This is a genomic window from Rhizobium sp. 10N414, assembly GCF_056394785.1.
Map to the genome: position 1 here is coordinate 1 of NZ_JBFTIN010000059.1, position 26,093 is coordinate 26,093.

Here is a 26,093-nt window from a genome sequence, read left to right on the forward strand (position 1 = left end):
TCTTGGCGCCAGCCAGGCAGCAGACGGTCGATGCCGATGGGATCGACGACGGCACCTGACAGGATGTGCGCGCCGACCTCAGCCCCCTTCTCGAGCACGACGACCGACAGTTCCGGATTGACCTGTTTCAGGCGGATCGCAGCCGACAACCCCGCAGGGCCGCCACCGACGATCACAACGTCGAATTCCATGCTTTCGCGCTCGGGCAGTTCAGTCGTATCGGTCATGCATCATCTCCGCTCGGCCGACATCGCGGCCACATTCCCCGTGATGGGGTTATCTCTTGGCAAAACAGAGCTCTATTGTCGAGCCGGGAAACGACAGCGAATCCCCCAATTCGCGCAACAGCATTTCTAGCGCCAGATAAATAAATGCAGCTTACGTAAACGTCAAATTATAAACGGTGCCAGACGCCGCTTTCGTCTCCCGTCGGCGCGCCGTATAGAAAGACGGACAAATGGAGAAATTGACATGGATCTGGGCATCAAGGGCAAGCGCGCACTCGTTCTGGCATCGTCGCGCGGATTGGGGCATGGCATCGCCGTGGCTTTGGCACGTGAGGGCGCGAACGTTCTTCTCTGCGGCCGCAGCGGCGAGACGCTGGAGGCAAACTGCCGCGCCATCAACGCCGAAGGAAATGGCAAGGCGGATTGGATCTGGGCCGATCTCTCGGACGAGAATTTCGTCGAGACCGTGACCGCGGCCGTGCATGAAAAGCTTGGTGGCATCGATATCCTGGTCAACAATACCGGCGGCCCCACGCCAGGAACGACGCAGGACATGACGCCCGAGAAACTGGAGACCTATTTCTTCTCCATGGTGCTGCGGGTGATCGCGCTCACCAACGCATTGTTGCCATCCATGAAGGAACAAGGCTGGGGGCGCATTCTCACTATCGCGTCGTCGGGCGTCATCGAACCGATCACCAACCTCGCTCTTTCGAACACGCTGCGCCCCGCCCTCGCCGGTTGGAGCAAGACGCTGGCAACGGAGATCGGACGCTTTGGGGTCACGTCAAACCTTCTGCTTCCCGGGAGCATTCTGACCGGCCGCACCGACGAGGTAGATGGGGCGGCCGCCAAGCGCACCGGCAAGAGCCTCGATGAAATCCGCTCTGCCAAGGAGGCCGCAATCCCCGTCGGTCGCTATGGGACGGTCGAAGAGTTCGCTGCAACCGCCGCCTTTCTTTGCAGCCAGCCCGCGAGCTACATCACGGGCAGTCTTGTACGCTGCGACGGCGGAGCGGCGCGATCCGTCTGATTGAAAAGGGGAAATTGGGAAAGTGTCGGCTACGGCGGATCGCCGATGCCCAACAAATGGTATTTCAGATCATTCTTTCATTACAAAAATTTAAGCCATTATAACCACTTAGTGATGGTCGGTTCGGCAATTGTGTCTTTTTTGCGCCGTAATAGACGTGGTTCAATAGAGCCTTGATTTTCGCGCAACTCGCCCAAACCGGTCTCGCATATGAAGAAACTTTTGATCACGGCCTGCATTATAGCTGCTGCCAGCGTTGGCGCTTGGCAATACAGGGAACGAATCCCGTATCTTTCGCAATTTTTGCCCCACGGTCAGCCGCAGGCCGATGCCGCCGACGGCGGCCACCAAACGGCGGGCGATGCATCGCAGAAATCCGGTGATCAGAAGGGCGGCAGCAAGGGTCGCAACCGCAACGGCGGACCAACGCTGGTCAAGACTGTCGCAGCAGTGGAGACCGTCCTGCCCCGAGACGTCACAGCCTCCGGCTGGGCGGATGCGGACGACAACACCACGATCGCGGCCCAGGAACAGGGGATCGTTACGCAGATCCTCGCCTCGGACGGCGCCACCGTCAAACAGGGAGATCTGATCGCCAAACTCGATGCCCGCACCGCACAGGCAACTGTCGACAAGGACAGCGCCATGGTCGTCCGCGACCAGGCAACCCTGGCGGAGTCCGAAACGGCGCTGGCACGCGCCAATGACCTTTTGAGCTCAAAGGCCGGCACACAGCAAAGCTATGACCAGGCAAAGGCGGCCCGCGATACGGCAGCCGCGACCGTGGAGGCCGATAAGGCCGCGCTTGCCGTCGATCAGGTCCTGCTTGAGCATACCGATATTCGCGCGCCCTTCGACGGACGCCTTGGCGATATCGCCGTGAGCCCAGGTGCCTTTGTGAACGCCGGCTCCGCGATCGTGACGATCGCAAAGTACGATCCGATCTACGTGAAATTCCACCTGCAGGAACGCGACCTCCGGCAGTTGAAGCTTGCACTTGCCGCAGGTCCGGTGGACGTCAGCACCGTTCCTCAATCCGACAAGGCCAAGCCACGTCAGGGCCATATCAGCTTTTACGACAACACCGTCGATCCTGCGTCCGGCACAATTCTCGCGAAGGCGAAGTTTGAGAACGCGTCCGGCGCTTTATGGCCCGGGCAATCGGTCAACATCGTTGTCCACTTCAACAACAATGAACAGCAGGTCGTGGTCCCGACCGTTGCTGTCAGTCCCGGCGCCGACGGCTTCTTCGCCATTGTCGCGCGCGACGGCAAGGCTCATGTGACGCCCGTCACCGTGGCGCGCGCGAACGGGGGTTTCACCGCCGTCTCGCAAGGCCTGTTTGAGGGCGATCACGTCATCATTGAGGGACAGGCGCAGCTTGTCGACCAGCAGCCGGTCAAGGAGCAGTTCGACGACAAGGCATTGAACGTCGCCTCGGCTAACCAAGCCGCAGGCAAAACCGAAATCATCACAGCGGGCACGGAAGAATGATACCGAATTTCTGTATCCGACGTCCTGTCGCAACGACGCTGCTTGCCATCGGCGTCGTGCTGGCCGGCCTTGCCGGCTATCAGCTCGTACCGGTGGCAGCCCTGCCGCAGGTCGACTTCCCGACGATCAACGTCTCGGCCGCGCTGACCGGCGCTTCACCGCAGACGATGGCGACTTCGGTCTCCACGCCGCTGATCAAGCAGTTCCAGACCATTCCCGGCATCAGCGAAATCAGCGCCACGAACTCGCTCGGCAACACCAGCATCGTTCTGCAGTTCGATCTCAATCGCAACATCGATGCGGCAGCAGCCGATGTTCAGGCAGCGATCTCGCATGCCACGCGGCAATTGCCCGACAACATGACGACGCCGCCAAGCTACCGCAAGACCAACCCCGCCGATGCGCCGGTCATGCTGCTTGCCGTGCAGAGCGACACCATGCCCCGCAGCAAGCTCGACGAGATCGCCGAGGACATCATCTCGCCGTCCCTTTCAACACTTCCCGGCGTGGCTGAGGTTTCGGTATTCGGTGCGCAGACCTACGCGGTCCGGGTCGAGGTCGATCCCAACAAGCTTCTCAACCGCGGCATCGGTATCGATACCGTCAACCAGGCGCTGGTCGCTGCCAACAGCCAGGTTCCCGTCGGCTCCCTGCAGAACGACTCGCAAAGCATGACAATCAATGCGGACACTCAGCGGACCAATGCCGACGAGTTCCGTACGCTTGTCATTGCCAATCCCAACGGCGCACCGATCCACCTCGGCGACGTCGCCGACGTGCAGGACAGCGTTCAGAACCAGAATACCGGCAGCTGGTACGACGGCAACCGCAGCATCATTCTTGCCATTCAACGCCAGCCCGATGCCAATACCGTCGAGGTCGTCGACGCAATCAGGGCGAAGCTGCCGGGTCTGCACGCCGAAATCCCCGCCTCTGTTTCGACAAAGGTCATGAACGACTCTGCGCAGCCGATCAAGGACGCGATCAAGGACGTGAAGTTTACGCTGCTCCTGACGATCGGCCTCGTCGTCCTGGTCATCTACCTCTTTACCGGTCACCTGACGGCGACGATCATTCCGGGTCTTGCCGTGCCGCTGTCGCTGATTACCACCTTCGGCATGATGTACGTGCTCGGATACAGCATCGACAACATCTCGCTGCTCGGACTGACGCTCGCAGTCGGCCTTGTCGTCGATGACGCGATCGTCATGCTGGAAAACATTCTCCGGCATGTCGAGGAAGGGATGCCGGTTCTCGATGCGGCGATCAAAGGCGCCGGCGAAGTCAGCTACACCATCATTTCCATGTCCGTGTCACTGATTGCCGTCTTCATTCCGATCCTGTTGATGGGCGGCGTCGTCGGCCGCATCTTCAACGAGTTCGGCATGGTCGTTGCGATCGCGATCGTCGCCTCCGCGATTGTCTCGCTCACAGTGACGCCGATGCTGGCATCAAGGCTCGGCAGTGGCCACGACCGCCCGCCCTTCTTCATCCGTTGGTTCGATGCCGGTTTCGAGCGGACACTCAGAGGATACGAAAAATCGGTCGGCTGGTGCCTGAAGCATCGTCCAGCCGTCCTCGCCCTGTTCGTGGCGTCGGTTGGCCTGACTGTCTATCTCTTCATGACGCTGCCATCCAGCTTCTTCCCCACCGAAGATATTGGACGCCTCAACATCTCGACGCGCGCACGCCAGGACATCTCCTATCCGGCGATGCAAGCGTTGCAGAACCAGGCAGCGGAACTCGTGAAGCAGAATCCCGCCGTCAATCACGTGATGTCGATTGTCGGCGGCAACGCACGCAGTCCGTTGAACAACGGCACGATGTTTGTCGAACTCAAGGACAAGGATCAGCGTCCACCGCTTGAGCAGACGTTACGGGAATTGCGGGCGAGCATCGGCAAGATTCCTGGGCTGCAGGCCTACATCACGCCGCAACAGAGCCTCCGCTTCGGCGGCCGTCAGACGGCGAGCCAATACCAGCTCGTCGTTCAGGCGCTGAGCGCCGATCAAACAAACGTCTGGGCAGACAAGATTCAGCAGGCCATGCGTTCCGATCCGCGTTTCACCGACGTCGCCTCAGATGCGCAGAACAATGCCCTGCAGGCCAATATCGTCGTCGACACGGAGAAGGCGGCAGCCTTCGGGATTACCGACGGACAGCTGCGGACGACCCTGCAGGAAGCCTTTGGCGGATACACCGCCGCCCAGATCCAGTCGACCGGCGACAGCTATGACGTGATCGTCGAGTACGATACGAGCAAGCCCTGGGACGACCAGAAGCTTCAGGAAATCCGCGTCGCTTCAAGCAACGGCGCCCTCGTTCCCTTGTCCAACTTCGCAAGGGTAGAACGCACGACGGGGCCGGTGACGATCAACCAGACCGGTCAGCTTGTCTCGACGACAGTCTCCTTCAACCTGCCGGCCGGCGAAGCGCTTGGCGATGCCACGGCGGCGATCGACCAGATCAAGAAAGACATCAACATGCCAGCGGACGTTTTCACGTCCTACGGTGGCACGGCGCAGATATTTGAGCAGTCCCAGGGCAACACGCCGCTGTTGATCCTGGCGGCAGTGCTGACGATCTACGTCGTGCTGGGTGTCCTCTACGAAAGCTTCATTCATCCGCTGACGATCCTTTCCGGCTTGCCGGCCGCGGCACTCGGTGCCCTGCTGGCGTTGAAAGTGATGGGCTTCGATCTTTCGATCATCGCGCTCATCGGCCTGCTGATGCTGATCGGTATCGTCAAGAAGAATGCGATCATGATGATCGACGTGGCGCTGGAGAACCTGCGCTCCGGCAACGGCATGTCGCCGTCGGAGGCGATTCATGAAGCCTGCGTTCGACGCTTCCGCCCGATCATGATGACGACCTTCTGCGCCCTCCTCGGCGCGCTTCCCATCGCTCTCGGGACCGGTGCAAGCTCGGAACTGCGCCAGCCGCTCGGCATTGCCGTCGTTGGCGGTCTCGTCGTGTCGCAAGCATTGACGCTTTTCATCACCCCGGTGATCTTCGTCGAAATGGGCAGGCTTAGCGATTGGCTCCTCAGCTTTGGACGGAAGAAGAAGACCGAGCACGATGAGGAGATACCTCAGGCATTGGCCGCCGAGTAGGGAACAAGCGGGCGCCATTGGCGCCCGCCGCATTTTTCACTTCAAGCCTTGAACAACGGCGGCCTCTGTGGCATCACGCGCCCTCCTTGGGCGCGTTGTTTCGCGCCTTAGCGGAGCTTGGCCTCCGTTCCCAAAAAACAATCGACTTGATGAGGTGCGGGCATGGCTCAGGCGCTGGGATTCGACTTCGGCACGACGAACACGGTCTTGGCCACGGCTGACGGGCCGACAACGCATTCAATGGCCTTTACGAGTGCGGCCGGAACTGCCGACAGCATGCGTACTGCCCTTTCCTTCATGAAGGATCCGCAACTCGGCACGTCCGCCCTGAAGGTCGAGGCCGGCCACGCGGCAATCCGGCAATTCATCGATAACCCCGGGGACTGCCGTTTCCTGCAGTCGATCAAGACCTTTGCGGCAAGCGCGCTCTTTCAGGGCACCCTCGTCTACGCGAAGCGCCACAGTTTCGAGGACCTGATGGAGGTCTTTATCAGGCGCCTCCGGAACTATGCCGGCGACAACTGGCCGTCCGACGTCAAGCGTATCGTCACCGGCCGCCCCGTGCATTTTGCCGGCGCGAACCCTGACCCTGCGCTGGCGACCCAGCGCTATAACGAGGCGCTGTCCCGCTTCGGCTTTCCGGAGGTTCACTACGTCTACGAACCGGTGGCCGCCGCGTTCTACTTCGCGCAGAACCTGAAATCCGATGCGACGGTTCTCGTCGCCGACTTCGGCGGCGGTACGACCGACTATTCGCTTATCCGGTTTGAAACGGTGGCCGGCAAACTGACGGCGACCCCGATCGGTCATTCGGGTGTCGGGATCGCCGGCGATCACTTTGACTATCGCATGATCGACAACATCGTCGCCCCTCAGATCGGCAAGGGGAGTCATTTCAAGAGTTTCGACAAAATCCTTGAAGTCCCTACGAACTACTACTCGAGCTTCGGTCGCTGGAACCAGCTCTCCATCTTCAAGACGTCGCGCGAATTCGAGGATCTCAAGAAGCTTGTGCGCACGGCGCTCGAGCCCGAGAAGCTCGAGACCTTCATCGATCTCGTCGACCACGATGAAGGTTACCCGCTCTATCAGGCTGTATCCGCGACGAAGATGGCGCTCTCCGCTTCGGACGAAGCAGCATTCGACTTCGCGCCCCTCGGCCGCGGAGGCCACCTGACGATTCGCCGGGCCGATTTCGAAAGTTGGATTGCAGATGATCTCGTACGGATCGAAGGCGCACTCGATGACGTGCTGGAAAGGACGAACACGACATCCGGCATGATCGACAAGGTGTTCCTCACCGGAGGCACGTCGTTTGTCCCGGCTGTGCGCCGCATCTTCACCGAGCGCTTCGATAAGGACCGCATCGAGACCGGCGGCGAACTGCTTTCCATCGCCCACGGCTTGGCGTTGATTGGCGAACGTGAGGACATCACGCAATGGACGGTGCAATAGGTCGTCTCCCGGCTATCGTGCTCTTTCATTGACGTCTCGGCTTCGCTAAGGTCACCGTTATGATCTCCGTCAGCGAACTCTCTCCGGGCGAACTCGCCGCGCTTCTGCATTTCCATGCCGAAGCCGGCGTGGAATGGCTGCTCGAGGAGGAAGCTGTCGATCGCTTTGCTGAGTTCGAGGCAATGAAAGCGGCAAGGCGAAGCACGGTCCCTTCGCCGCAGACTGCTGACGTTCGGGAGTCCACGGCCCGCCCGGCGGCTCAGACCACACAAAGGAACGCTCCCGCCCCCGAGCGTGCAGCCCAGCGGCCGCAGCCTTCGATCCCGGATGGCGAGGCCGTGCAGCAGGCACGCTTCGCCGCCGAGAGCGCCCGTTCGCTTCAGGAACTGAAAACGGCGCTCGAGGCATTCAACGGATGCAATCTCAAGCACAGCGCACGCTCGACGATCTTCGCCAGCGGTGATGCGGCCAGCGGGATCATGGTGATCGGTTCGGCGCCAGGGGCGGACGATGATCGTGAAGGCCAGCCCTTCTCCGGACGGCCTGGCCAACTGCTCGACAAGATGCTCGGGGCAATCGGTCTGCAGCGCGACGCCATATTGCTGACGCAGGTCATTCCCTGGCGACCACCGGGCAATCGCATTGCGTCGACCGCCGAAATGGATATTTGCCGTCCTTTCATCGAGCGGCAGATTGCTCTTGCCGAGCCGAAGGCGATTCTCGTACTCGGCAACTTTGCGGCCAGGGTCTTTTTTGGCGAAACCGATACGATTCACGGGTTGCGCGGGCAATGGCGAGAGATTGCGGTCGGAAACCGCATTATTCCTGCGATTGCGACATTGCACCCTCAGGATCTATTGACGGCACCAGTCAACAAACGATTGGCCTGGAACGATCTTTTGGCTTTTCAGGCCAAACTGGCAGCGCTCTGACGTGCCCTGAAAATAGGCAAATACAAATCTTTTGTGAAAACACCTATGCGATTTTCGCATATCTGCCGTTTATTCTAATGCATTGAAAAGTTCATGTTGCAGTGCAATATATCGCTTTGTCTTGGGAGGAATCAACAGGAACCAAGGCAATGACTGCACGTTTTCGTCCTATACACTGTGGGTTTGAAACCCTTCGCCTTGCTAGCGAGCAAGGCCGCACAACGCAAAGCTACAGCCGCATTGGCTTCGCCACGAACGAGCAAATGGTTGCTCGCGGGACTGGCGCCAGCGGACGCATCGCGCGTCCGGCCATGATCTTTGCGGACTTTCAGCAATACTGAGGCCGAGGCTGGCATTTGCTGGCCTCTTGTCGCGTTGCCTGCCTGATCAATTCTCACCGACCTGGATCCTCGACGGGCCGCGCGCCTCGCAGCGGAACGCGTCGTCCACATAGGCGAACTTGATCGCTTGCCACCGACTGTATTGCTCGACAAACGAACGCGACATCCAGAGCACGGGTTTCTTGTCGATCGTATCCCAACCAATGCATCCTTGCTGCGCCGCCCTGGCGAAAAGCCGCTGCAAGTGCGTACGCGATATCATGAAATCCGCCGCCAGTGCGCGACTGTCAACATGACCGACCACGACGCGCTCGGGATCGTCGCCGTCCAGATCGATCCGCGAGACAAGATGATCGACGATCAGTCCGCCAGCGTCGTTCCACTGGAAGAGCGCCACATGCTCTGGGGGCTCTCTCCACTGGGGATCCTGGAGGCAATTGAGTGCAATTCGCGGCTGCATGACGCGGATCAGTTCCGGGTGAGCCTCAACATGGGCAACCCGGCTTCCGCCGTCTAACAGATCGAGAGCGCCCAGATTGGAGACCAACCAGCCAAACATCGCCTGATGACTGATTTCCGTCGGCTCGAACTGGCGGGGACGTCGGCGCTCGGCTCCGGGTGCATAGGCGATGAAGCGGTAGGTGACGAGTTCGTCGGTAAAGCTCAACACCGTGTTGCGGCTGGCCACCTTGTGCGATGTGATCTCGCGCGTCAGCCTAACCGCCGTGAAGCCCGACGTGGGTTCTGCGGGATCGCGCTCCATGGCAAGCGCATAGGCAGTCTGCGACAGCAACCAGCGTTGTTGTGAAGCAAGCAAACGCGCCAATCGCGGGCCGGTGTTGAACATGCCGCGCATACGCCCCGCATGGAAGCGGAGGGCCAGGATGAACTTCGGGTTCGCAACCAAGTCTTCGGCACTAAGAGGCATTTTTCTCCCGACGCGCGTATCCGGCGTCGGCACTCCCCAGGCACCAGGACGTCCGACCAGCCCATAACATGCGCATTTGCGAATAAATGATGCTTCGTCAAGTTCATAAGACGCAAGAACTGTTCGGATGTCGTTCACTATTTCGTTTGAATTTCTCCCGCAAAACGCGAGAACTTCCGTTGCGTCGTCGCAAAGCTGCGATTGAGGCGGCCTTCAGGATCCGGCCTGCCGTGCCCCACGGCGCTCCAGATCCAACTGGTGCTCGCGGTAGATGATAAATATTCCGGCCGCCACGACAATTGCTGTCCCCAGGAGCGTGGCCCCGCTTGGGATATCGCCGAACACGAAATACGCGATAACACCGCCGATGACGATCGATGTGTACTCGAACGGCGCAACCGTCGAGACATCAGCGTGCCGGTAGCTCTCCGTCAACAGGATCTGCGCCACGCCCCCACAGAAGCCGGCCGCGATGAGAAACAATTGCGGCGCCAGATCAAGGACCTGCCAGCCGAACGGCACTGTCACGAGTGAGAACACCGTGGCGGTGATCGAAAAATAGAGGACGATCGTGGCGGTCTTCTCTTCCTCGACCAATCGTCGCACCTGAATCATCGCCATGCCGCCGAGCACCGAAGCCAGCAACACCGTTAGCGCGCCAATCGCCTGCTCGGCATGGATCCCGCCCTCACGGAAAAGGGTCAGTTTCGGCCACGATATGATGGCCACGCCGACAATCCCGAAAAGTACGGCGCTCCAGCGGTAGATTCGGACAGTTTCCCCGAGAAACACAGCTGCGAAGATCACGGCGACAAGCGGCATCGCGTAGCCAAGTGCAATGGCTTCCGGCAGCGGCAGGTGCAGCAGCCCATAGAAGCCGAGCCCCATTGATATGATGCCGAGCGTTCCCCGCTTCAGATGACCGATCGGATTGCCCGTATAGAATGCCGATCGCAACTGGCCGCGATAGGCCAGGTAAGCCATGATGGGAAACAGTGCGAAGAAGGAGCGGCAGAACGTCACCTGCCCCGGCTGGATGTCACTGCCGGCGAGCTTGATGAAGGTCTGCATTGCCAGGAAAACAACCACCGAGCCGACCTTGAACGCAATACCCCTCATCGGGTTTCCCGTAGCCGACCGCATGTCTTGAACTCTTGGATTGCTGTTTGGAGGCAGGAGGACGCGCCAGACTCGGCACATCTCGACTGTGACAGTCGCCGGGCCGAATGAACAGATAGAAAATCGGAAAATTTCGATGCTCAATCAATCGGATCGCACAAATTTTCATCAAATCTGAGATGCGCCCAAAAATGTTCATCCGATGAGTGTCCGCCTTAACGCTTCGGAAACCATAGAATCGCATTGATTGGCCGATATTTCAGTCCTCTTTCTCTCAGCTTGCATCGCTATCGGGGCAATTTCCATGACGCAGCTCAAATGCAGGGACAACGATCAGCAACGGTTGACCGCCACACCGCGGCTGATGCGGTAACGGAGGGAATCGGCACCGATCTTGAAAGTTTCAGCGCCGCGAACTCGCATGTGGTCAAGCAGATCAAGCTTCTTGCAATCAATGCGTTGATCGAAGCCGCCCGCGCCGGCGAAGCCGGGAAAGGCTTTGCTGTCGTTGCCAACGAGGTGCAGCGGCTGGCACAGGTCGCAAGCGACATTTCAGGGAAATTCGAAGGCAACGTCATTGGGCGTATCGGGCATTCCCGCGTCATGGCGGAAGCGCTCGTGAACGAGATGGAGGGCGTAAGGCTTACCGATCTCGCCCAAACTCTCGTGCAACTGATCGTCCGCAATCTCTTCGAGCGAACCGCCGACGTGCGGTGGTGGGCGACCGATGCCGCGCTTTGGCAGGCGCTGCAGGAGCCGACAAAGGAAAGGGCGACCTTCGCTGCCCAACGACTTGGGGTCATCAATCGCTTCTACACCGTCTATCTCGACCTCGTTTTGACAGATGCCTCAGGTCAGGTGATCGCCTCGGCAAACCCTGAATTTGAGCGCAAGACCGCCGGAAGATCGCTTGCAGGCGACGGCTGGTTCCAAGCATCCGTACGCTGCGCGTCGGGAGACGACTACATCGTCGACGATGTCCGCGACAGCCATCTGCATGGCAACCGCACCGCCCTTGTCTATGCAACGGCAGTGCGCGAGGGTGGCACGCTCCACGGCAAAACTCTCGGAACACTGGGTGTGTATTTTGACTGGCAGAAGCAGGGACAGGCGATCGTCGAAACCGAAGCCAACCTGCCTCCGCAGATAGCAGAGAAAACGACCGTGATGTTGCTCGATGGATCAAACAGGATCATCGCCTCCAGCAATCCCAACCTTCTCTTCAGCCATTTTGCGCTTCAGAACCAGGCAGGTACGGCCCGCGGTAGCTACTATGATAACAACGGCTCAATTGTCGCTTTCGCCCGGACACTCGGCTACGAGGATTACGATGGCTTGGGCTGGCATGGCGTCGTCGTTCAGCGGACTGAAGACGATGAGGCGATAAGGGCAACCCTCAACCTAAAATCCTAGTCACGGACCGCCTAGATTTGGCCGTTCCGAGATCCTCCAAATCTGCCGTTGCCGCGATTTCGCTTTAACTTTGGTTCAGACTTTGGTGTAAAGATGCCCGTCAAAATTTGTGGCGGAGTGCCTACTCTGCGTACGAAGCACTCATCCGCTCAAGGTCTTCAGGGAACACCATGCGTACAGATACCGGCCAGGTCATCAATCTGGCAGACTACCAGCCCACCGAATTCGTTCTGGAACGCGTGGATCTGACCTTCGAGCTCGATCCCACTGAAACCAAGGTTGAAGCACGACTGATTTTCCATCGCCGCGAGGGTGTCGATCCCAAGGCTCCGCTGATGCTCGACGGCGATGAACTGACGCTTTCCAGCCTGCTGTTCGATCAGTTGGAAATGCCGGCCGACCAATACACGGCAACGCCGGAAAGCCTGACGGTCCGCGACCTACCCGCATCAGAACCGTTCGAGCTGACGATCACTACGATCATCAACCCCGAAGCCAATACGAAACTGATGGGCCTTTACCGCACCGGCGGTATCTATTGCACGCAGTGCGAGGCTGAAGGCTTCCGGCGGATCACCTATTTCCAGGACCGCCCCGATGTTCTGGCGCCTTACACCGTCAACATCATTGCCGAGAAGGCCGCCAACCCGCTGCTGCTGTCGAACGGCAATTTCCTCGGGGGTGCTGGCTATGGCGAAGGCAAGCACTTCGCCGCCTGGTTCGATCCGCATCCTAAGCCGAGCTATCTCTTTGCGCTGGTCGCCGGCGATCTCGGCGTCATCGAAGATACGTTCACGACGATGTCCGGTCGCGAGGTCGCCCTGAAGATCTATGTCGAGCACGGCAAAGAGCCGCGCGCCGCTTACGCGATGGACGCACTAAAGCGTTCGATGAAGTGGGACGAAGAGGTCTTCGGGCGCGAATATGATCTCGACATCTTCATGATCGTCGCCGTCTCCGACTTCAACATGGGCGCGATGGAGAACAAGGGCCTCAACGTCTTCAACGACAAGTACGTCCTTGCCGATCCGGAAACGGCCACGGATAGCGACTACGCCAACATCGAAGCGATCATCGCCCACGAGTACTTCCACAACTGGACCGGCAACCGCATCACTTGCCGCGACTGGTTCCAGCTGTGCCTGAAGGAAGGCCTGACCGTCTTTCGTGATCACGAGTTCTCGGCCGACCAGCGCTCGCGCCCGGTCAAGCGCATCGCCGAGGTCCGCCACCTGAAATCCGAGCAGTTCCCAGAGGATGCAGGCCCGCTCGCACATCCTGTTCGACCGACAAAATACCGTGAAATCAATAACTTCTATACGACAACCGTCTACGAGAAGGGCAGCGAAGTCACGCGAATGATCGCGACGCTGCTTGGCAAGAAGACGTTCAAGAAGGGCATGGACCTCTACTTCGACCGTCATGATGGCCAGGCTGTCACGATCGAGGACTTTGTGAAATGCTTCGAGGACGCCAGCGGGCGCGATCTCACACAATTCTCACTGTGGTACCATCAGGCCGGCACGCCGCTGGTTACGGCTTCCGGCTGTTACGATGCTGCCGCAAAAGCCTTCAGCCTCTCGCTCGAGCAAATGATCCCTGCAACCCCGGGTCAGTCCGACAAGCAGCCGATGCACATTCCGCTGAACCTGCAACTTTTTGCGGAGGATGGAGCAGCCATAGCGCCGACTTCCGTTGAAAGTGCGGAATATACCGGCGCCATTCTGCATCTCACAGAGCGCACCCAAACGGCAGTATTCCACGGGATCCAGACGCGACCGGTGGTCTCGATCAATCGCAGCTTCTCGGCTCCCATCAATCTCCATTTCGACCAGTCGCCTGCCGACCTGGCGCTGCTCGCCCGCCATGAGACGGACCATTTCGCGCGCTGGCAGGCCCTGACGGACCTTGCACTTCCGAACCTTTTGAAGGCGGCTCGCGATGCACGGGAAGGAAACCCCGTCGGTTGTGAGACAACCTTCGTCGACAGCCTCATCGCCGCGGCGGCTGACGAGAGTCTGGAACCCGCCTTCCGCGCCCAGGCCCTGGCGCTGCCCAGCGAAGCCGATATTGCCCGCGAACTCGGGGGCAATAACGATCCGGACGCAATCCACGCCGGCCGCCAGGCCGTCATGAAACAGGTTGCCGACGCCGGACGCGACACGTTCGCTGCACTCTATGACTCGATGACGACGCCCGGCACCTTCAGCCCGGACGCAACGAGCGCGGGTCGCCGCGCCCTGCGCAACGCCGCGCTGACCTACCTCTCCTATGCCGAGAATTCGCCGGTACGCGCCAAGGCTGCCTTCGATGCCGCCAACAACATGACCGACCTGTTGCATGCGCTGACGGTCCTTGCGCACCGTTTCCCAGACAGCGCGGAAGCTGCCGAAGCGTTGTCGACCTTCCGGGATCGGTTCTCCGAGAACGCCCTGGTCATCGACAAATGGTTTTCGGTGCAGGCAACGATACCAGGCGGCGGCACGCTCGATCGGGTGCTGAAGCTCATGGAGAACCCTCTGTTCACGAGGACTAACCCCAATCGCGTCCGTTCATTGGTCGGCGCCTACGCTTTTGCCAATCCGACAGGCTTCGGTCGGGCCGATGGAGAGGGCTACCGCTTCCTCGCACGCGAGATTCTCGACATCGACCGGCGCAACCCTCAGTTGGCCGCGCGCATTCTGACGTCGATGCGTTCCTGGCGCTCCCTGGAGCCGGTTCGACAGGACCATGCCCGCGCTGCCCTGCTGGAAATCGAACGCGCCGCGGAGCTCTCGACCGACGTCCGTGACATCGTGGAACGCACCCTGAAAGGGTGATTTGCTGTCGAAGGCCGCTGCGCTGGTCGCAGCGACCTTCTGACCGCCAAAGAAAATTCAGCATCTAGAATCGGTTAACAGATTTTTACCTTTTCCTCTGGACAAGGCGAATCACCAGTGATTCATTGAGTTAGGTTCGGGCGAGCGGCGCTGCGAATCACACGAGGGATCAAGGCTGAAGAGATGATGAACGTGCGGCGGGCAACCGCAGCCGAGGGACGGCTGCGTGTCGATTTCGACGGCCTCCTGGCCTGGCGGGACAGCTTTTCAGTCCGCCGCTCCGCCATGACTTCATCGTCTTCGCGCAGCCTGTCGCAGGTCGAAATCGTCCTGAAGCGAATTATTCCGATCCTGATCGTAGCCTTCCTTACGGTTGTAGCCGCGTCACACTTCTTTGGAATGGTCTCCGAATACGGGCGGACAGAAGCCGCTGCCCGTCACTCCACCGCGCTTGCCGCCGCGACCGCCGCCGCGGCCTTCGCCGATGCCAACCGGATCTTCGAAACCGCGGATGCCGCGCAGGCGCAGGCTCGGCTGGCGCGCTTCCTTCCGCAGGACCGCCTGGATGACGATGCGTTCGTGCTGCTCGTGCAGCCAAGCGGCAAGGTGTTTGCCGCAACTGCCGCCGGCTCGGCTTACCTCGGCGCCAGCGTCGGCGATTTCTTCTCAGAGATCTCGGCGGTTCGCCGGTTCGGCGATCGCGCTGGCGTCATCGAGACAACAATCAGCGGGCTTCCGCACTACGCGGAAATCACGCTCATCGGCAACTCCGGCGGCTATGTCATCGCGGCAACGTCGTTGGAGCGGATCAGCAAGCTCTGGCGAGACGAGGTCACGCTGAACGTGACCCTCTTCGCAGGCATCTCCTCGATCCTGCTCGTCATCCTCTACGCCTACTATATGCAGGTGAAGCGCGCCCGCGATGCCGACGATACCTTTCTGGAGTCGAACCTTCGCGTCGAAACCGCGCTGTCGCGCGGGCGCTGTGGGCTCTGGGACTTCGATTTCGACCGCCGCGAATTTTACTGGTCGCGCTCGATGTACGAAATGCTTGGGCTTCCCGGCTCGGACCGGACGATGTGCTTCAGCGATGCCGCCCGCCTGATGCATCCGGATGACGGCGGCGTCTACGAAATCGCCCGGTCAATCGCTCGCGGTGATGCGGGCCAGGTCGACCAGATCTTCCGCATGCGGCATGCCGGCGGCCATTATGTCTGGATGCGGGCTCGCGCGCAGGTGATCCGCACCAATTCCGGCCGCGTCCACATGATCGGTATCGCGATGGACGTGACCGAGCAGCATCGCCTCGCCCAGCGCTATGCCGAGGCCGATCAGCGACTGGCCGACGCCATCGAATGCACATCGGAAGCCTTCGTGCTCTGGGACAAGAACGACCGCCTCGTCATGTGCAACGCGCACTTCCAGCAGGCGTACGGACTTCCCGATAGCGTCTTGGTCCCCGGCACCGAGCGCACAGTCGTCAATGCTGCCGCCGCGCGCCCCGTGATCGAACGCCGTATCGCCGACGCAGATGGCTCCGGTTATTCCCGCACAACCGAAGTACAGCTTGCCGACGAGCGCTGGCTGCAGATCAACGAGCGCCGTACGCGCGACGGCGGCATGGTTTCGGTCGGCACCGACATTACGCTGCTCAAGCGCAACCAGGAGCGCCTGCGCGACTCGGAACGCCGTCTCATGGCGACGATCGGAGACCTCTCCGCTTCCCGCCAGACGCTGGAAAGCCAGAAGGCGGCCCTTTCTGTCGCCAACTCCAACTACCTGCTCGAGAAGGAGCGCGCGGAAGGCGCCAACCGTGCGAAGAGCGAGTTCCTGGCAAACATGTCCCACGAACTTCGCACGCCGCTCAACGCAATCCTCGGTTTTTCGGAGATCCTGCAGGATCAGATGTTCGGTCCGCTCGGCTCGTCGAAGTACAACGAATATGCCCGCGACATTCACGACAGCGGCAAGCATCTCCTGAACGTCATCAGCGACATTCTCGACATGTCGAAGATCGAGGCCGGCCACATGAAGCTCGAGTGCGAGACGATCGATCTCGCGCCGCTCATCGAGGAAAGCCTTCGCTTCACAGCAATCCCGGCCGCCCAAAAGAACATCTTCGTCGAACAGCGCCTTTGCGATGGAATGCGGTTGACCGCCGATCGCCGTGCCATGAAGCAGATCCTGCTGAACCTGCTCTCCAACGCCGTGAAGTTCACCAACGAAGGCGGTCACATCGCCGTGCGCACGCGTCGTACCAGCAGCGGCGTCATGCTGACGATTGCCGACACCGGCATCGGCATCCCTCGCGCGGCGCTCGGCAAGATCGGCCAGCCTTTCGAACAGGTGCAAAACCAGTACGCGAAAAGCAAGGGAGGCTCTGGCCTCGGTCTCGCGATCTCGCGGTCGCTGACGATCCTTCAAGGCGGGAAAATGAAGATCCGTTCGCGCGAGGCGATCGGCACCGTCATTTCCCTGCACATCCCGAACGGCGACCGCTAAGTTTTCACAACTATCTGGAATACTTTCCTGATGGCTTTCGAGAGCCGTTTGATCTCTCCCTCAAGCGTCTTGATGTCAGGGCAATCGGCTGCCCGGCAGACAAGATCAATGAGGCCCGCCGGCGCCTCCTTCGGCTCGAACAAGCCATCGATACATAGGCGGATGAGCTGTGAGATATCGGTATAGAGCGACAGTGTCGCTAGGCAGAGTTCCATATCATCGCGGTCCATCAGCTCCGCGCCGACTAACTTCACCTGCCCTGCCGTATTGAAGTCGTCCTCCTCGATGGCGATGCCTTTGGTGGAGGCCACGAGCCGCAGATACTGCGCGATGAATTCGATGTCGATCAAGCCGCCCGGAATGAGCTTCAGGTCCCAGATGCTGGCCGGCGGTTTTTCCTGCTCAATCAGGGCCCGCATCTCCGACACGTCCTTGGCGATCTTCTCTGCGTCGGTCTTCGAACGAAGCACGTCTGCGATGATCCGCTCAGCCTCCTTGATCAATTCCTTGTCGCCGCACACGAGGCGGGCACGCGTCAGAGCCATATGCTCCCAGGTCCAGGCTTCCTCGCGCTGATACTTTTCGAAGGACTTGATGCGGGTGGCGACCGGCCCCTTGTTTCCCGAGGGCCTGAGGCGCATGTCGACCTCATAGAGCACGCCCTCCGCCATCGGCGCCGAGAGTGCTGAAATCAGCCGCTGGGTGATGCGGGTGAAATAGCGCGTCGAGTCCAGAGGCTTGGGGCCCGATGATTCGGCGGCTTCATCGTCGTAATCATAGAGCAGGATGATATCGATGTCGGAACCTGCAGTGAGTTCGAAGGTCCCGAGCTTACCCATACCGACCACAGCCACACGACCACCCGGAAAATCGCCATGTGCCGTACTGATCTCCTTCATGACGGCATCGAGCACTGCCTCAAGGACGAGATCGGCCAGATGAGTGAAGGCGCGGCCGGCCATGGCGCCTCGGATCGCGCCGGTCAACAGCCGGATGCCGATGAGGAAGCGCTGTTCGTCCGCGAAGATGCGCAGTCGATCGAGCACCTCCTCATAGTACCGCGCGGGCGCGAGAAAGCCGCGTATGCGTTCGGCGAGATAGGATCGCGTCGGTAATTCCGCCATCAGGCCGGGATCAAGCATGCCGTCGAACACATGCGGCTTGGCGGCAATGACCTCTGCCAGCTTCGGCGCCGAGGACATGATGTTGACGATGAGCGACAAAAGCGCCGGGTTGCTGCCAAGGAGCGAAAACAGCTGAATGCCGGAGGGCAGGCCGGAGAGAAAGCTGTCGAAGCGCAGGATCCCTTCGTCGGCGCGGTTGCTTTCCCCGAACACGCGCAGCAGCTCCGGTGTCAGTTCAGTCAGCCGTTCGCGTGCCTCCACGGATTGCGTCGCCTTGTAGCGACCGTAGTGCCATGTGCGGATAACGCGAGAAATGTCGGACGGGCGCTCGAAGCCGAGCTTGCGCAGCGTGTTCAGCGTATCGGGATCGTCGGCCTGACCGGTGAACACCAGATTGCCCGTTTCTGTTGAAAGCTTGGTCTCTTGTTCGAACAAGCGGGCATAGCGCCGCTCGACCGTCTTGAAGACCTCGACCAGGCGCGTGGCAAAACTCGGCGTGTCGTCGAACCCCATCATGAAGGCGATGCGCTTCAGATCGGTTTCGGTCTCGGGTAAAAGATGGGTTTGCTCGTCGTGCACCATCTGAATTCGATGCTCGACGTCGCGAAGGAACCAATAGGCCTCGGTCAGCTCGTCGCGCGTCTCCTCGTCGATCCATTTCGCTTTTGTCAGCTCCGCCAACGTCTCTTCGGTACCGCGGCAACGAAGTGCCGGCATCCGGCCGCCGGCGATCAACTGCTGCGTTTGCGCGAAGAATTCGATCTCGCGGATGCCGCCACGACCGAGCTTTACGTTATGGCCCTTGACCGCGATTGCGCCATATCCCTTGTGCGCATGGATCTGCCGCTTGATGGAATGGATGTCGGCGATAGCAGCGTAGTCGAGATACTTGCGAAAGACGAACGGAACCAGCCCGCGCAGGAACTGCTCGCCGGCTTGGATATCGCCAGCGACCGCCCGTGCCTTGATGAACGCGGCTCGTTCCCAGTTCTGCCCTCTGCCCTCATAATAGATCATTGCCGCATCGAACGAGATGGCAAGCGGCGTCGATCCCGGATCCGGCCGCAGCCGCAAGTCGGTGCGGAAGACGTATCCATCGGCGGTCCGTTCCTGCATGATCCGTACGAGCCGCCGCATCAGACGCGGAAAGATCTCGATCGCGTCATCAGGATCTGCGACGATCCCCGCCTGTTCGTCAAAGAACACGACCAGATCGATATCCGATGAGTAATTGAGCTCCGATGCGCCGAGCTTGCCCATGCCAAGAACGATCAGCCCCGAGCCCTCACCGGGCGCGGTCACTTCCTTAAGCGTTACCTTGCCCCCATCGTGAGTAGCAAGCAGAAGGTGATCGATCGCCGCGCTGACGGATGCTTCTGCGAGCCGGCTCAACCAGCCGGTCGTCACGCGACCGTCGAAAATCCGGGCCAGATCCGCCAGGGCGACGAGGAAAGCGACCTTGCGCTTGATGATGCGCAGGCGGCTCATGACTTCCGCTTCGCTCGGCGCCTCGCCATTTGCTGCCGGCTTCCAGCAGGAACGCGCCTCCGCGATCATCGCCTCGATGCGCGGTTCCAACGGCTCCGAAATCGCAGTTGCGACGATTGCCGTATCGATGTTCGCAATCTCGCGTAGATAGGGAGACAAGGTCAGTGCGGTTGTGATGAAGTCGCGAAGCGTGCCGTCCGCCTTGAGCATCTCCGCCACGGCAGGTTCGCTTTTGCCGATCTTCTGAAGATCCGTCTGGGCAAGCTTCAACTCGCTCTTGTTCAGCGGTTTCAGCAGCCCGTCGGCTACTTCCACAAGGCTATGCCTCGAACCCGTCAGCATGCACCCTCCCTGGCGAACAGAACCGAGAACCGCCGGGGAGAATCACAGAACTTCCGGCAACTGGAATCTAACCTAGGGTCTGTGGCAGCGATGGCCAACACAGAATTCAATCAGTAGTCAACGTGTTCGCGGAGAGCTATTCACCGGAAAGATCATACTGACCGTGAGGCCGCGCTTTTCCTGATTTTGCGGATCGGTATCGGACAGTTCCAGCTTCCCGCCGTGCAGTTCCATCACCGCCTCGACCAAGGAGAGGCCAAGGCCGGTGCCGGGCTTGGAGCGGCTTTCATCCAGCCGCACGAAGCGCTTCAGCACATCCTCCCGCTTCTCGGCCGGGATTCCCGACCCATGATCAGCGACTGAGAGGCAAATGCCATCGGCCCGGCGGAGCAGCTTCAGCGCGATATCGCCGTGGCCCTCGGCATCCGAGGAATATTTGATGGCATTGTCGATGAGATTGAAAATCGCCTGGCCGATTAGCTCGCGGTTGCCCTGCACCTCGATATCCGGCTGGATCGATGATGTGAGCACCAACCCGGCTTCGTCGGCGACGGGTTCATAGAGTTCAGCGCTGTCTGCCACGATCGCCGAGAGGTCGACCGCCGACATTTCTGCGGCGACCGATCCCGCTTCGACGCGCGAGATCATCAGCAGTGCATTGAACGTACGGATCAGCTGATCGGACTCGGATATAATTCCCTCAAGCGCGACGCGTCGAACCTCGCCGTCCTTGGTGTCCAGTGCGTCGGCGGCCTTGTTGCGCAACCGCGTCAGCGGCGTCTTGAGGTCGTGCGCAATGTTGTCTGAGACCTGTCGCAATCCCTCGTTCAGCTTCTCTATCCGCCCGAGCATCGTATTGAGTGAAACAGACAGGCGATCGAACTCGTCGCCGGAACCGCCGACTGGAAGACGCTGCGAGAGGTCGCCAGCCATGATCTTCTTGCTGGCATCGGACATGCGGTCGATGCGTTTCRAGGCATTTCGACCGATGCCGAACCAGATGATGATCGCCCCGAGACCCATGATCGCGAGCGCGATCATCAGCGCCTGCCGGACCAGCCCGCGGAATGCCTCGGGCTCCCCGAGGTCGCGGCCGATCAGCAGACGCAACCCGTTGTCCAGCACGAAGATGTTGGCAACGGCCATGTGCCGGCGACTGATGCCGCTTTCCGCATAACGCTGATAGGTGAAGGGCATGGAGGTCCACCCCTCCTCATCGAGCACCCCGGGCTGCACAGATGCGACGTTACCGGCGAGGATATCGCCCGAGGGACCGGCAATGATATAGAGATTGGCACCGGGCTGGCGCGCGCGACGCTCCATCGTCCGAAGAAGAAGGTTCATGCCGCCGGCATCATAGGCCCGCTGGACCTGATCGACCTCCTGCTGCACGGCTTCGCGGATCTGGTTGGTCAGAAGCCGCTCGGACATCGCGGTCACATAGAAGACCAGCGTCGCGGCGCAGATGGCGAAGAGCAGGATGTAAAGTGCCGAGAGGCGGACTGCCGTAGACTTGAAGAGAAACCAGAAGCGGTTCATCCCTCGTCCTTGATCATATACCCCGCACCGCGAATGGTCTTGAGAAGCGGCTGGGCGAAGTCCTTCTCGATCTTCGACCGCAGTCGCGAAACATGAACGTCGATGACGTTGGTCTGAGGATCGAAGTGGTAGTCCCAGACGTTTTCGAGAAGCATCGTCCGGGTCACGACCTGACCGGCATTCTTCATCAAATATTCGAGGAGGCGGAATTCGCGCGGCTGCAGCGGTATTTCCTTGCCACCGCGTCGAACCTCATGCGCGAGCCGGTCCAGTTCAAGATCGCCGACGCGATAGACAACGTCCTGATCCGGCGTGCCCTTGCGGCGGCCAAGCACCTCGACACGAGCAAGAAGTTCACTGAAGGCATAAGGCTTCGGCAGATAGTCGTCACCACCCGCCCTGAGGCCCGTCACGCGGTCGTCCACCTGGCCGAGAGCGGAGAGAATGAGAACCGGCGTATGAATTCCCTTGCGGCGCAATTCGCTGATGACGGACAAACCGTCGCGGCGCGGCAACATACGATCGATGACGATCACGTCATAGCTGTTTTCCGAGCCCATGAAGAGCCCGCTTTCGCCATCGCTCGCGTGATCGGCCACAATGCCAACCTCACGAAATGCCTTGGTGAGGTAGACCGCTGCTTCGAGATCGTCTTCGATAATGAGAATCTTCATGCGGTCGACATTACCTGCCGGCTGCGTTTCGGCAAGGCTCAAAGCTTCTTCCTGTTGCGAAGAGGTCATTGCGATCACCTACGGATATGGACGAAAGGGAGCCGCGCCCAGAAGGCGCGGCTCCCCCGTATGTCAGGGTTGGCGGATTAACCCTGGCCATTGATCGGAAGGGCGACGAAGCGGCTGCCTTCCTTCGACTGGATCTGGAAGAGTGCCCGCGTGCGGCCATCCTTCTTCGCCTGGTTCAGGACCTTGACGACATCATCCGCGTTGGAGACTTCCTGGTTGTTGACCGAGGTAATCTTTTCGCCTTCCTTGATGCCCTTGTCGGCCGCGTCGGAATCCGGGTCGATGCCGGTGATCTGCAGACCCTTGCCGTCTTCGGAAGGACCAACCGTCAAGCCCAGATCAGCCAGAGCCTTTTCGGAAGCAGGAGCCTGGCTTTCCGGTGCCTGATCGCCGTCGTCAGCGGAAGCATCCTTCTGTTCGGCGGGCAGCGTTCCGAGTTCGACCGTCAGAGACTGAGCCTTGCCGGCACGCCAGACGGAGAGCTCGACCTTCTTGCCGGGCGTCATGGCGCCGATACGGCGGCTGAGGTCGCGGGCATCCTTGACGGTTTCGCCGTTGACGGCGGTGACCACATCACCTGCCTTCATGCCAGCCTTTTCACCAGGCGTACCAGCCTGAGCGGAGACGACAAGCGCACCGCTCGCCTCGGAAAGGCCGAGCGAGTCGGCGATGTCCTTGGTGACGGGCTGGATCTGCACGCCGAGATAGCCGCGAGATACCTGGCCGTCCTTCATCAGGTCAGCAACGACATCCTTGGCCGTAGACGCCGGGATGGCAAACGCAATACCCACATTGCCGCCCGACGGAGAGAAGATCGCGGTGTTGATGCCGACGACTTCGCCACTGAGATTGAAGGTGGGGCCACCGGAGTTGCCGCGGTTCACAGCAGCGTCAACCTGCAGATAGTCGTCATACGGGCCGGAGCCGATGTCGCGGCCACGAGCCGAAACGATACCGGCCGTTACCGTACCACCGAGACCGAAGGGGTTACCGACAGCGACAACCCAGTCGCCGACGCGAACGCCGTTGTCATCGGCCCAGTTGACGTAGGTGAACTTGCGGCCCTTGCCATCAACCTTGAGGACGGCGAGGTCCGTACGGGGGTCCTTGCCGATCAGCTTGGCATCAAGCTCGGTGCCATCGTTCATGACCGCAACGAATGCCGCGCCGTCGGAAACGACGTGGTTGTTGGTGACGATGTAACCGTCTTCAGAAATGAAGAAGCCCGAGCCCTGGGCAACCGGACGCAGGCGGCCCTTGCCATCCTGCGGGCCATGGTGACCCTGCGGACCACGACGGCCCTGCTGGCCCTGCGGACCTTGCTCACCGAACTGGCGGAAGAAAGGCTTCAGGGCATCCGGAAGATCGTCGAAACCACGGCCATTAAAGTCGAAGGCGAAGCCGTTGCCCTCGTCATCGGCGACGGGGTTGACACGGTTTTCGACACGCACGGAAACAACTGCCGGCGAAACCGCATCGACGACGTTCGCGAAGCTAGGAACAGACGGGGCCTGAACCTTTACGGCTTCGGCATAAGAACGGGTGATTTCGAGGGGAATACCGGTCGCAAACACCGCAGCGGCAAGGCCGGCGACGGTCGAAGCCTTCAGCGMGGTATTGAGCGACGGAGCTTTGATATTCTTAAACATGAGTGCACCTTCTTTGACTTCAACATCTACAGGATCGGGATGACCAGATCGGGTGATGAAGCAAGATATAGGACGGCACACCTTACTGCGAACTGTCCGACCGATGAAAAATTCGTAATGTGCAATACGACGCGTTGCGATCCGTGCAGCAATCTCGCCCTCGACTAAGGCTCTGTGAGTCGATAAGCCTCCTTTCCACAACCGGAGGAGGACGAGACAATGGCCCATGTGGTCACGGGGGAGGATTTTGCGCCCGACACTGCCGCGCTGGCAGCCGTCATCTTCGGTGTCACCGCCTTCGCGGTTGCACAGGGACTGACCTACCCGCTGATTTCTCTGGTCCTCGAGCATCGTAACGTTGCACCCAGCCTCATCGGCTTCAACGCCGGTTGCTTTGCGGCGGGCCTTGCTGTCGCAACGTTTGCGGTCACGTGGCTGTCGCGAAAAGTCCGCGGCGATCGCTTGATCGTCGCAGGCCTCATCGGCTGTGCCGTCAGCCTCTCCACTTTCGCAACATTCGACTCGTTCTGGGTGTGGTGCGTCGCCCGACTTTTTCTCGGATTCTTCGTCAGCCTGATTTTCATGTTGAGCGAGGCCTGGCTCAACACCGCCTGTCCCGACCGCCTGCGCGGGCGCGTTTCCGGTCTCTACGGCGCCGGCATGTGCGGTGGCTTTGCCGCGGGTCCGCTCGTGATCCCGATCTTCGGCACGGAGCAAGGCTTCGCCTTCGCCCTGCTTGCCGTCTACGTCGCCTGCGTCGCCTTCCTGACGATCATCCTTACCCGGAGAGCACGGACGCTTCCCGAGCAGGCCGCCTCGGGAGCGCTCTTCAAGTTTGTCAGAAGCGCACCGATGCTGATCTGCATGGTGGTCGCATTTGCATTCGCCGACATTGCCGCCATTGCGGCGATGCCCGTCTATTTCGTCCGGCTCGGTTATTCCGAGGCGTTCGCCGCCATCAGCGTTACGGTGCTCGCGCTGCCGACCGCGCTTGCCCAACCTGTCGTCGGCTGGCTGCTCGACAAGACCTCGCGCTTTGGCGTCGCCATCTGCTCCGGCCTGCTCGCCGGGCTGAGCTTCATCGCGATCCCGTTTCTTCAGTCGCAGGCGGCGATCCTGGTGATGTTCGGCATCATGGGCGCTGCTAGTTTTTCGCTCTACACCTGCGCCTTGACGATCCTCGGCGAGCGCTATGCCGGGGACACGCTTGTCGCGGGAAGTGCGGCCTTCGCCCTCGCCTACGCTGTCGGCAGCGCGGCGGGCTCGTCCTCGGTCGGCGCGATGATGGACGTCTATTCGCCATCGGCAGGACCTATTGCCGCCGGTAGTGTGGTGCTGGCATTCACGGGGGTGCTTGTCGCGTCTGTGGTGCGCCGCCGCCTCCACAGGCGGTCGTAGGATCACTCGTCGAGCAATTCTCTCAGGCGAGCCTGTTCTTCGGCTGTCAGCTTGGAGCCCGTCGGCCGGCCTACCCATTTCCGTGCGAAGACGATCAGCGAGAGGCCGCCTGCGACGGCGAGCAGAAGCGGCGCGCCCCACAGAAGGATCGTCTTCGTCTCGAAGCGCGGCTTCAACAGCACGAACTCGCCGTAGCGCGAGACGATGTAGTTCATCACCTGCTCGTTCGTATCGCCATCGGTCAGCCGCTCGCGCACCAGCAGGCGCAGGTCCTTGGCAAGTTCCGCATTGGAATCGTCGATCGACTGGTTCTGGCAGACCATGCAGCGCAGTTCGGCGGAGATCGCCCGGGCGCGCGCCTCGAGCGCCGGATCGGCAAGAACCTCGTCCGGATTGACGGCAAAGGCCGGCGCGGCCGACAGAACTATCGCTAT

Annotated in this window: 18 protein-coding genes; 10 read left to right on the forward strand and 8 right to left on the reverse strand. The window is 60.3% G+C overall.

Going from position 1 to position 26,093, the window contains the following annotated elements; genetic code table 11:
- Window positions 1-227 (reverse strand): FAD-dependent oxidoreductase (locus AC1DE4_RS29450; RefSeq protein ID WP_477884385.1); only part of this gene is annotated, 227 nt, incomplete at its 3' end.
- Window positions 228-471: 244 nt separating this feature from the next.
- Here AC1DE4_RS29450 and AC1DE4_RS29455 point away from each other — a divergent pair.
- The 6 genes from AC1DE4_RS29455 (at window position 472) to AC1DE4_RS29480 (ending at window position 8,595) form a co-directional block, all read left to right on the forward strand.
- A complete protein-coding gene (locus AC1DE4_RS29455) occupies window positions 472-1,260 on the forward strand; it encodes an SDR family oxidoreductase (protein WP_477884387.1) in 789 nt (262 codons plus the stop codon).
- A 210-nt stretch (window positions 1,261-1,470) separates the two neighbouring features.
- Entirely contained in the window at window positions 1,471-2,754 is a 1,284-nt protein-coding gene (locus tag AC1DE4_RS29460; protein WP_025659892.1) for an efflux RND transporter periplasmic adaptor subunit, read from the forward strand.
- Entirely contained in the window at window positions 2,751-5,867 is a 3,117-nt protein-coding gene (locus AC1DE4_RS29465) for an efflux RND transporter permease subunit (protein ID WP_477884389.1), read from the forward strand. The genes AC1DE4_RS29460 and AC1DE4_RS29465 overlap by 4 nt, the downstream gene beginning before the upstream one ends.
- A gap of 162 nt (window positions 5,868-6,029) precedes the next feature.
- Window positions 6,030-7,322 carry an Hsp70 family protein gene (locus AC1DE4_RS29470; protein ID WP_018857474.1) on the forward strand — a complete coding sequence of 431 codons (1,293 nt, stop codon included), beginning with the start codon at window positions 6,030-6,032 and terminating at the stop codon, window positions 7,320-7,322.
- A 59-nt stretch (window positions 7,323-7,381) separates the two neighbouring features.
- The gene (locus tag AC1DE4_RS29475; protein WP_018857475.1) at window positions 7,382-8,254 is read left to right on the forward strand and encodes a uracil-DNA glycosylase; all 873 of its coding nucleotides are present in this window, start codon (window positions 7,382-7,384) and stop codon (window positions 8,252-8,254) included.
- A gap of 149 nt (window positions 8,255-8,403) precedes the next feature.
- The gene (locus AC1DE4_RS29480) at window positions 8,404-8,595 is read left to right on the forward strand and encodes a hypothetical protein (protein ID WP_018857476.1); all 192 of its coding nucleotides are present in this window, start codon (window positions 8,404-8,406) and stop codon (window positions 8,593-8,595) included.
- Window positions 8,596-8,641: 46 nt separating this feature from the next.
- On the opposite strand, the gene AC1DE4_RS29485 is transcribed toward AC1DE4_RS29480, so the two are convergent.
- Complete coding sequence (locus AC1DE4_RS29485; protein ID WP_477884392.1) at window positions 8,642-9,523, reverse strand: hypothetical protein; 882 nt, start codon at window positions 9,521-9,523, stop codon at window positions 8,642-8,644.
- 213 nt (window positions 9,524-9,736) lie between these two features.
- On the reverse strand, window positions 9,737-10,666 hold the full coding sequence (locus tag AC1DE4_RS29490; RefSeq protein ID WP_477884394.1) for a DMT family transporter: 930 nt from the start codon (window positions 10,664-10,666) through the stop codon (window positions 9,737-9,739).
- Window positions 10,667-10,960: 294 nt separating this feature from the next.
- Between AC1DE4_RS29490 and AC1DE4_RS29495 the strand changes: the two genes are divergently transcribed.
- The 3 genes from AC1DE4_RS29495 to AC1DE4_RS29505 all read left to right on the forward strand — a co-directional run bounded on the left by AC1DE4_RS29495 (window position 10,961) and on the right by AC1DE4_RS29505 (window position 17,376).
- Complete coding sequence (locus AC1DE4_RS29495) at window positions 10,961-12,055, forward strand: methyl-accepting chemotaxis protein (RefSeq protein ID WP_477884396.1); 1,095 nt, start codon at window positions 10,961-10,963, stop codon at window positions 12,053-12,055.
- Window positions 12,056-12,225: 170 nt separating this feature from the next.
- On the forward strand, window positions 12,226-14,874 hold the full coding sequence (pepN, locus tag AC1DE4_RS29500) for an aminopeptidase N (protein ID WP_477884398.1): 2,649 nt from the start codon (window positions 12,226-12,228) through the stop codon (window positions 14,872-14,874).
- A gap of 183 nt (window positions 14,875-15,057) precedes the next feature.
- Window positions 15,058-17,376: a PAS domain-containing sensor histidine kinase gene (locus tag AC1DE4_RS29505; protein WP_169681152.1), complete on the forward strand. Its 2,319-nt coding sequence runs from the start codon at window positions 15,058-15,060 to the stop codon at window positions 17,374-17,376.
- Here AC1DE4_RS29505 and AC1DE4_RS29510 read toward each other — a convergent pair.
- The 4 genes from AC1DE4_RS29510 to AC1DE4_RS29525 form a co-directional block, all read right to left on the reverse strand.
- Window positions 17,373-20,330: a bifunctional [glutamine synthetase] adenylyltransferase/[glutamine synthetase]-adenylyl-L-tyrosine phosphorylase gene (locus tag AC1DE4_RS29510; RefSeq protein WP_477884400.1), complete on the reverse strand. Its 2,958-nt coding sequence runs from the start codon at window positions 20,328-20,330 to the stop codon at window positions 17,373-17,375. The genes AC1DE4_RS29505 and AC1DE4_RS29510 overlap by 4 nt on opposite strands.
- Before the next feature lie 117 nt (window positions 20,331-20,447).
- Complete coding sequence (locus AC1DE4_RS29515; protein WP_477884402.1) at window positions 20,448-21,869, reverse strand: sensor histidine kinase; 1,422 nt, start codon at window positions 21,867-21,869, stop codon at window positions 20,448-20,450.
- A complete protein-coding gene (locus AC1DE4_RS29520; RefSeq protein WP_192241547.1) occupies window positions 21,866-22,543 on the reverse strand; it encodes a response regulator transcription factor in 678 nt (225 codons plus the stop codon). The genes AC1DE4_RS29515 and AC1DE4_RS29520 overlap by 4 nt, the downstream gene beginning before the upstream one ends.
- Window positions 22,544-22,689: 146 nt before the next feature.
- Window positions 22,690-24,261 carry a Do family serine endopeptidase gene (locus AC1DE4_RS29525; RefSeq protein ID WP_477884404.1) on the reverse strand — a complete coding sequence of 524 codons (1,572 nt, stop codon included), beginning with the start codon at window positions 24,259-24,261 and terminating at the stop codon, window positions 22,690-22,692.
- 219 nt (window positions 24,262-24,480) lie between these two features.
- Between AC1DE4_RS29525 and AC1DE4_RS29530 the strand changes: the two genes are divergently transcribed.
- A complete protein-coding gene (locus AC1DE4_RS29530) occupies window positions 24,481-25,659 on the forward strand; it encodes an MFS transporter (protein WP_025659903.1) in 1,179 nt (392 codons plus the stop codon).
- Window positions 25,660-25,661: 2 nt separating this feature from the next.
- On the opposite strand, the gene AC1DE4_RS29535 is transcribed toward AC1DE4_RS29530, so the two are convergent.
- On the reverse strand, window positions 25,662-26,093 hold a 432-nt coding region (locus AC1DE4_RS29535), incomplete at its 5' end, for a cytochrome c-type biogenesis protein (protein WP_477884407.1).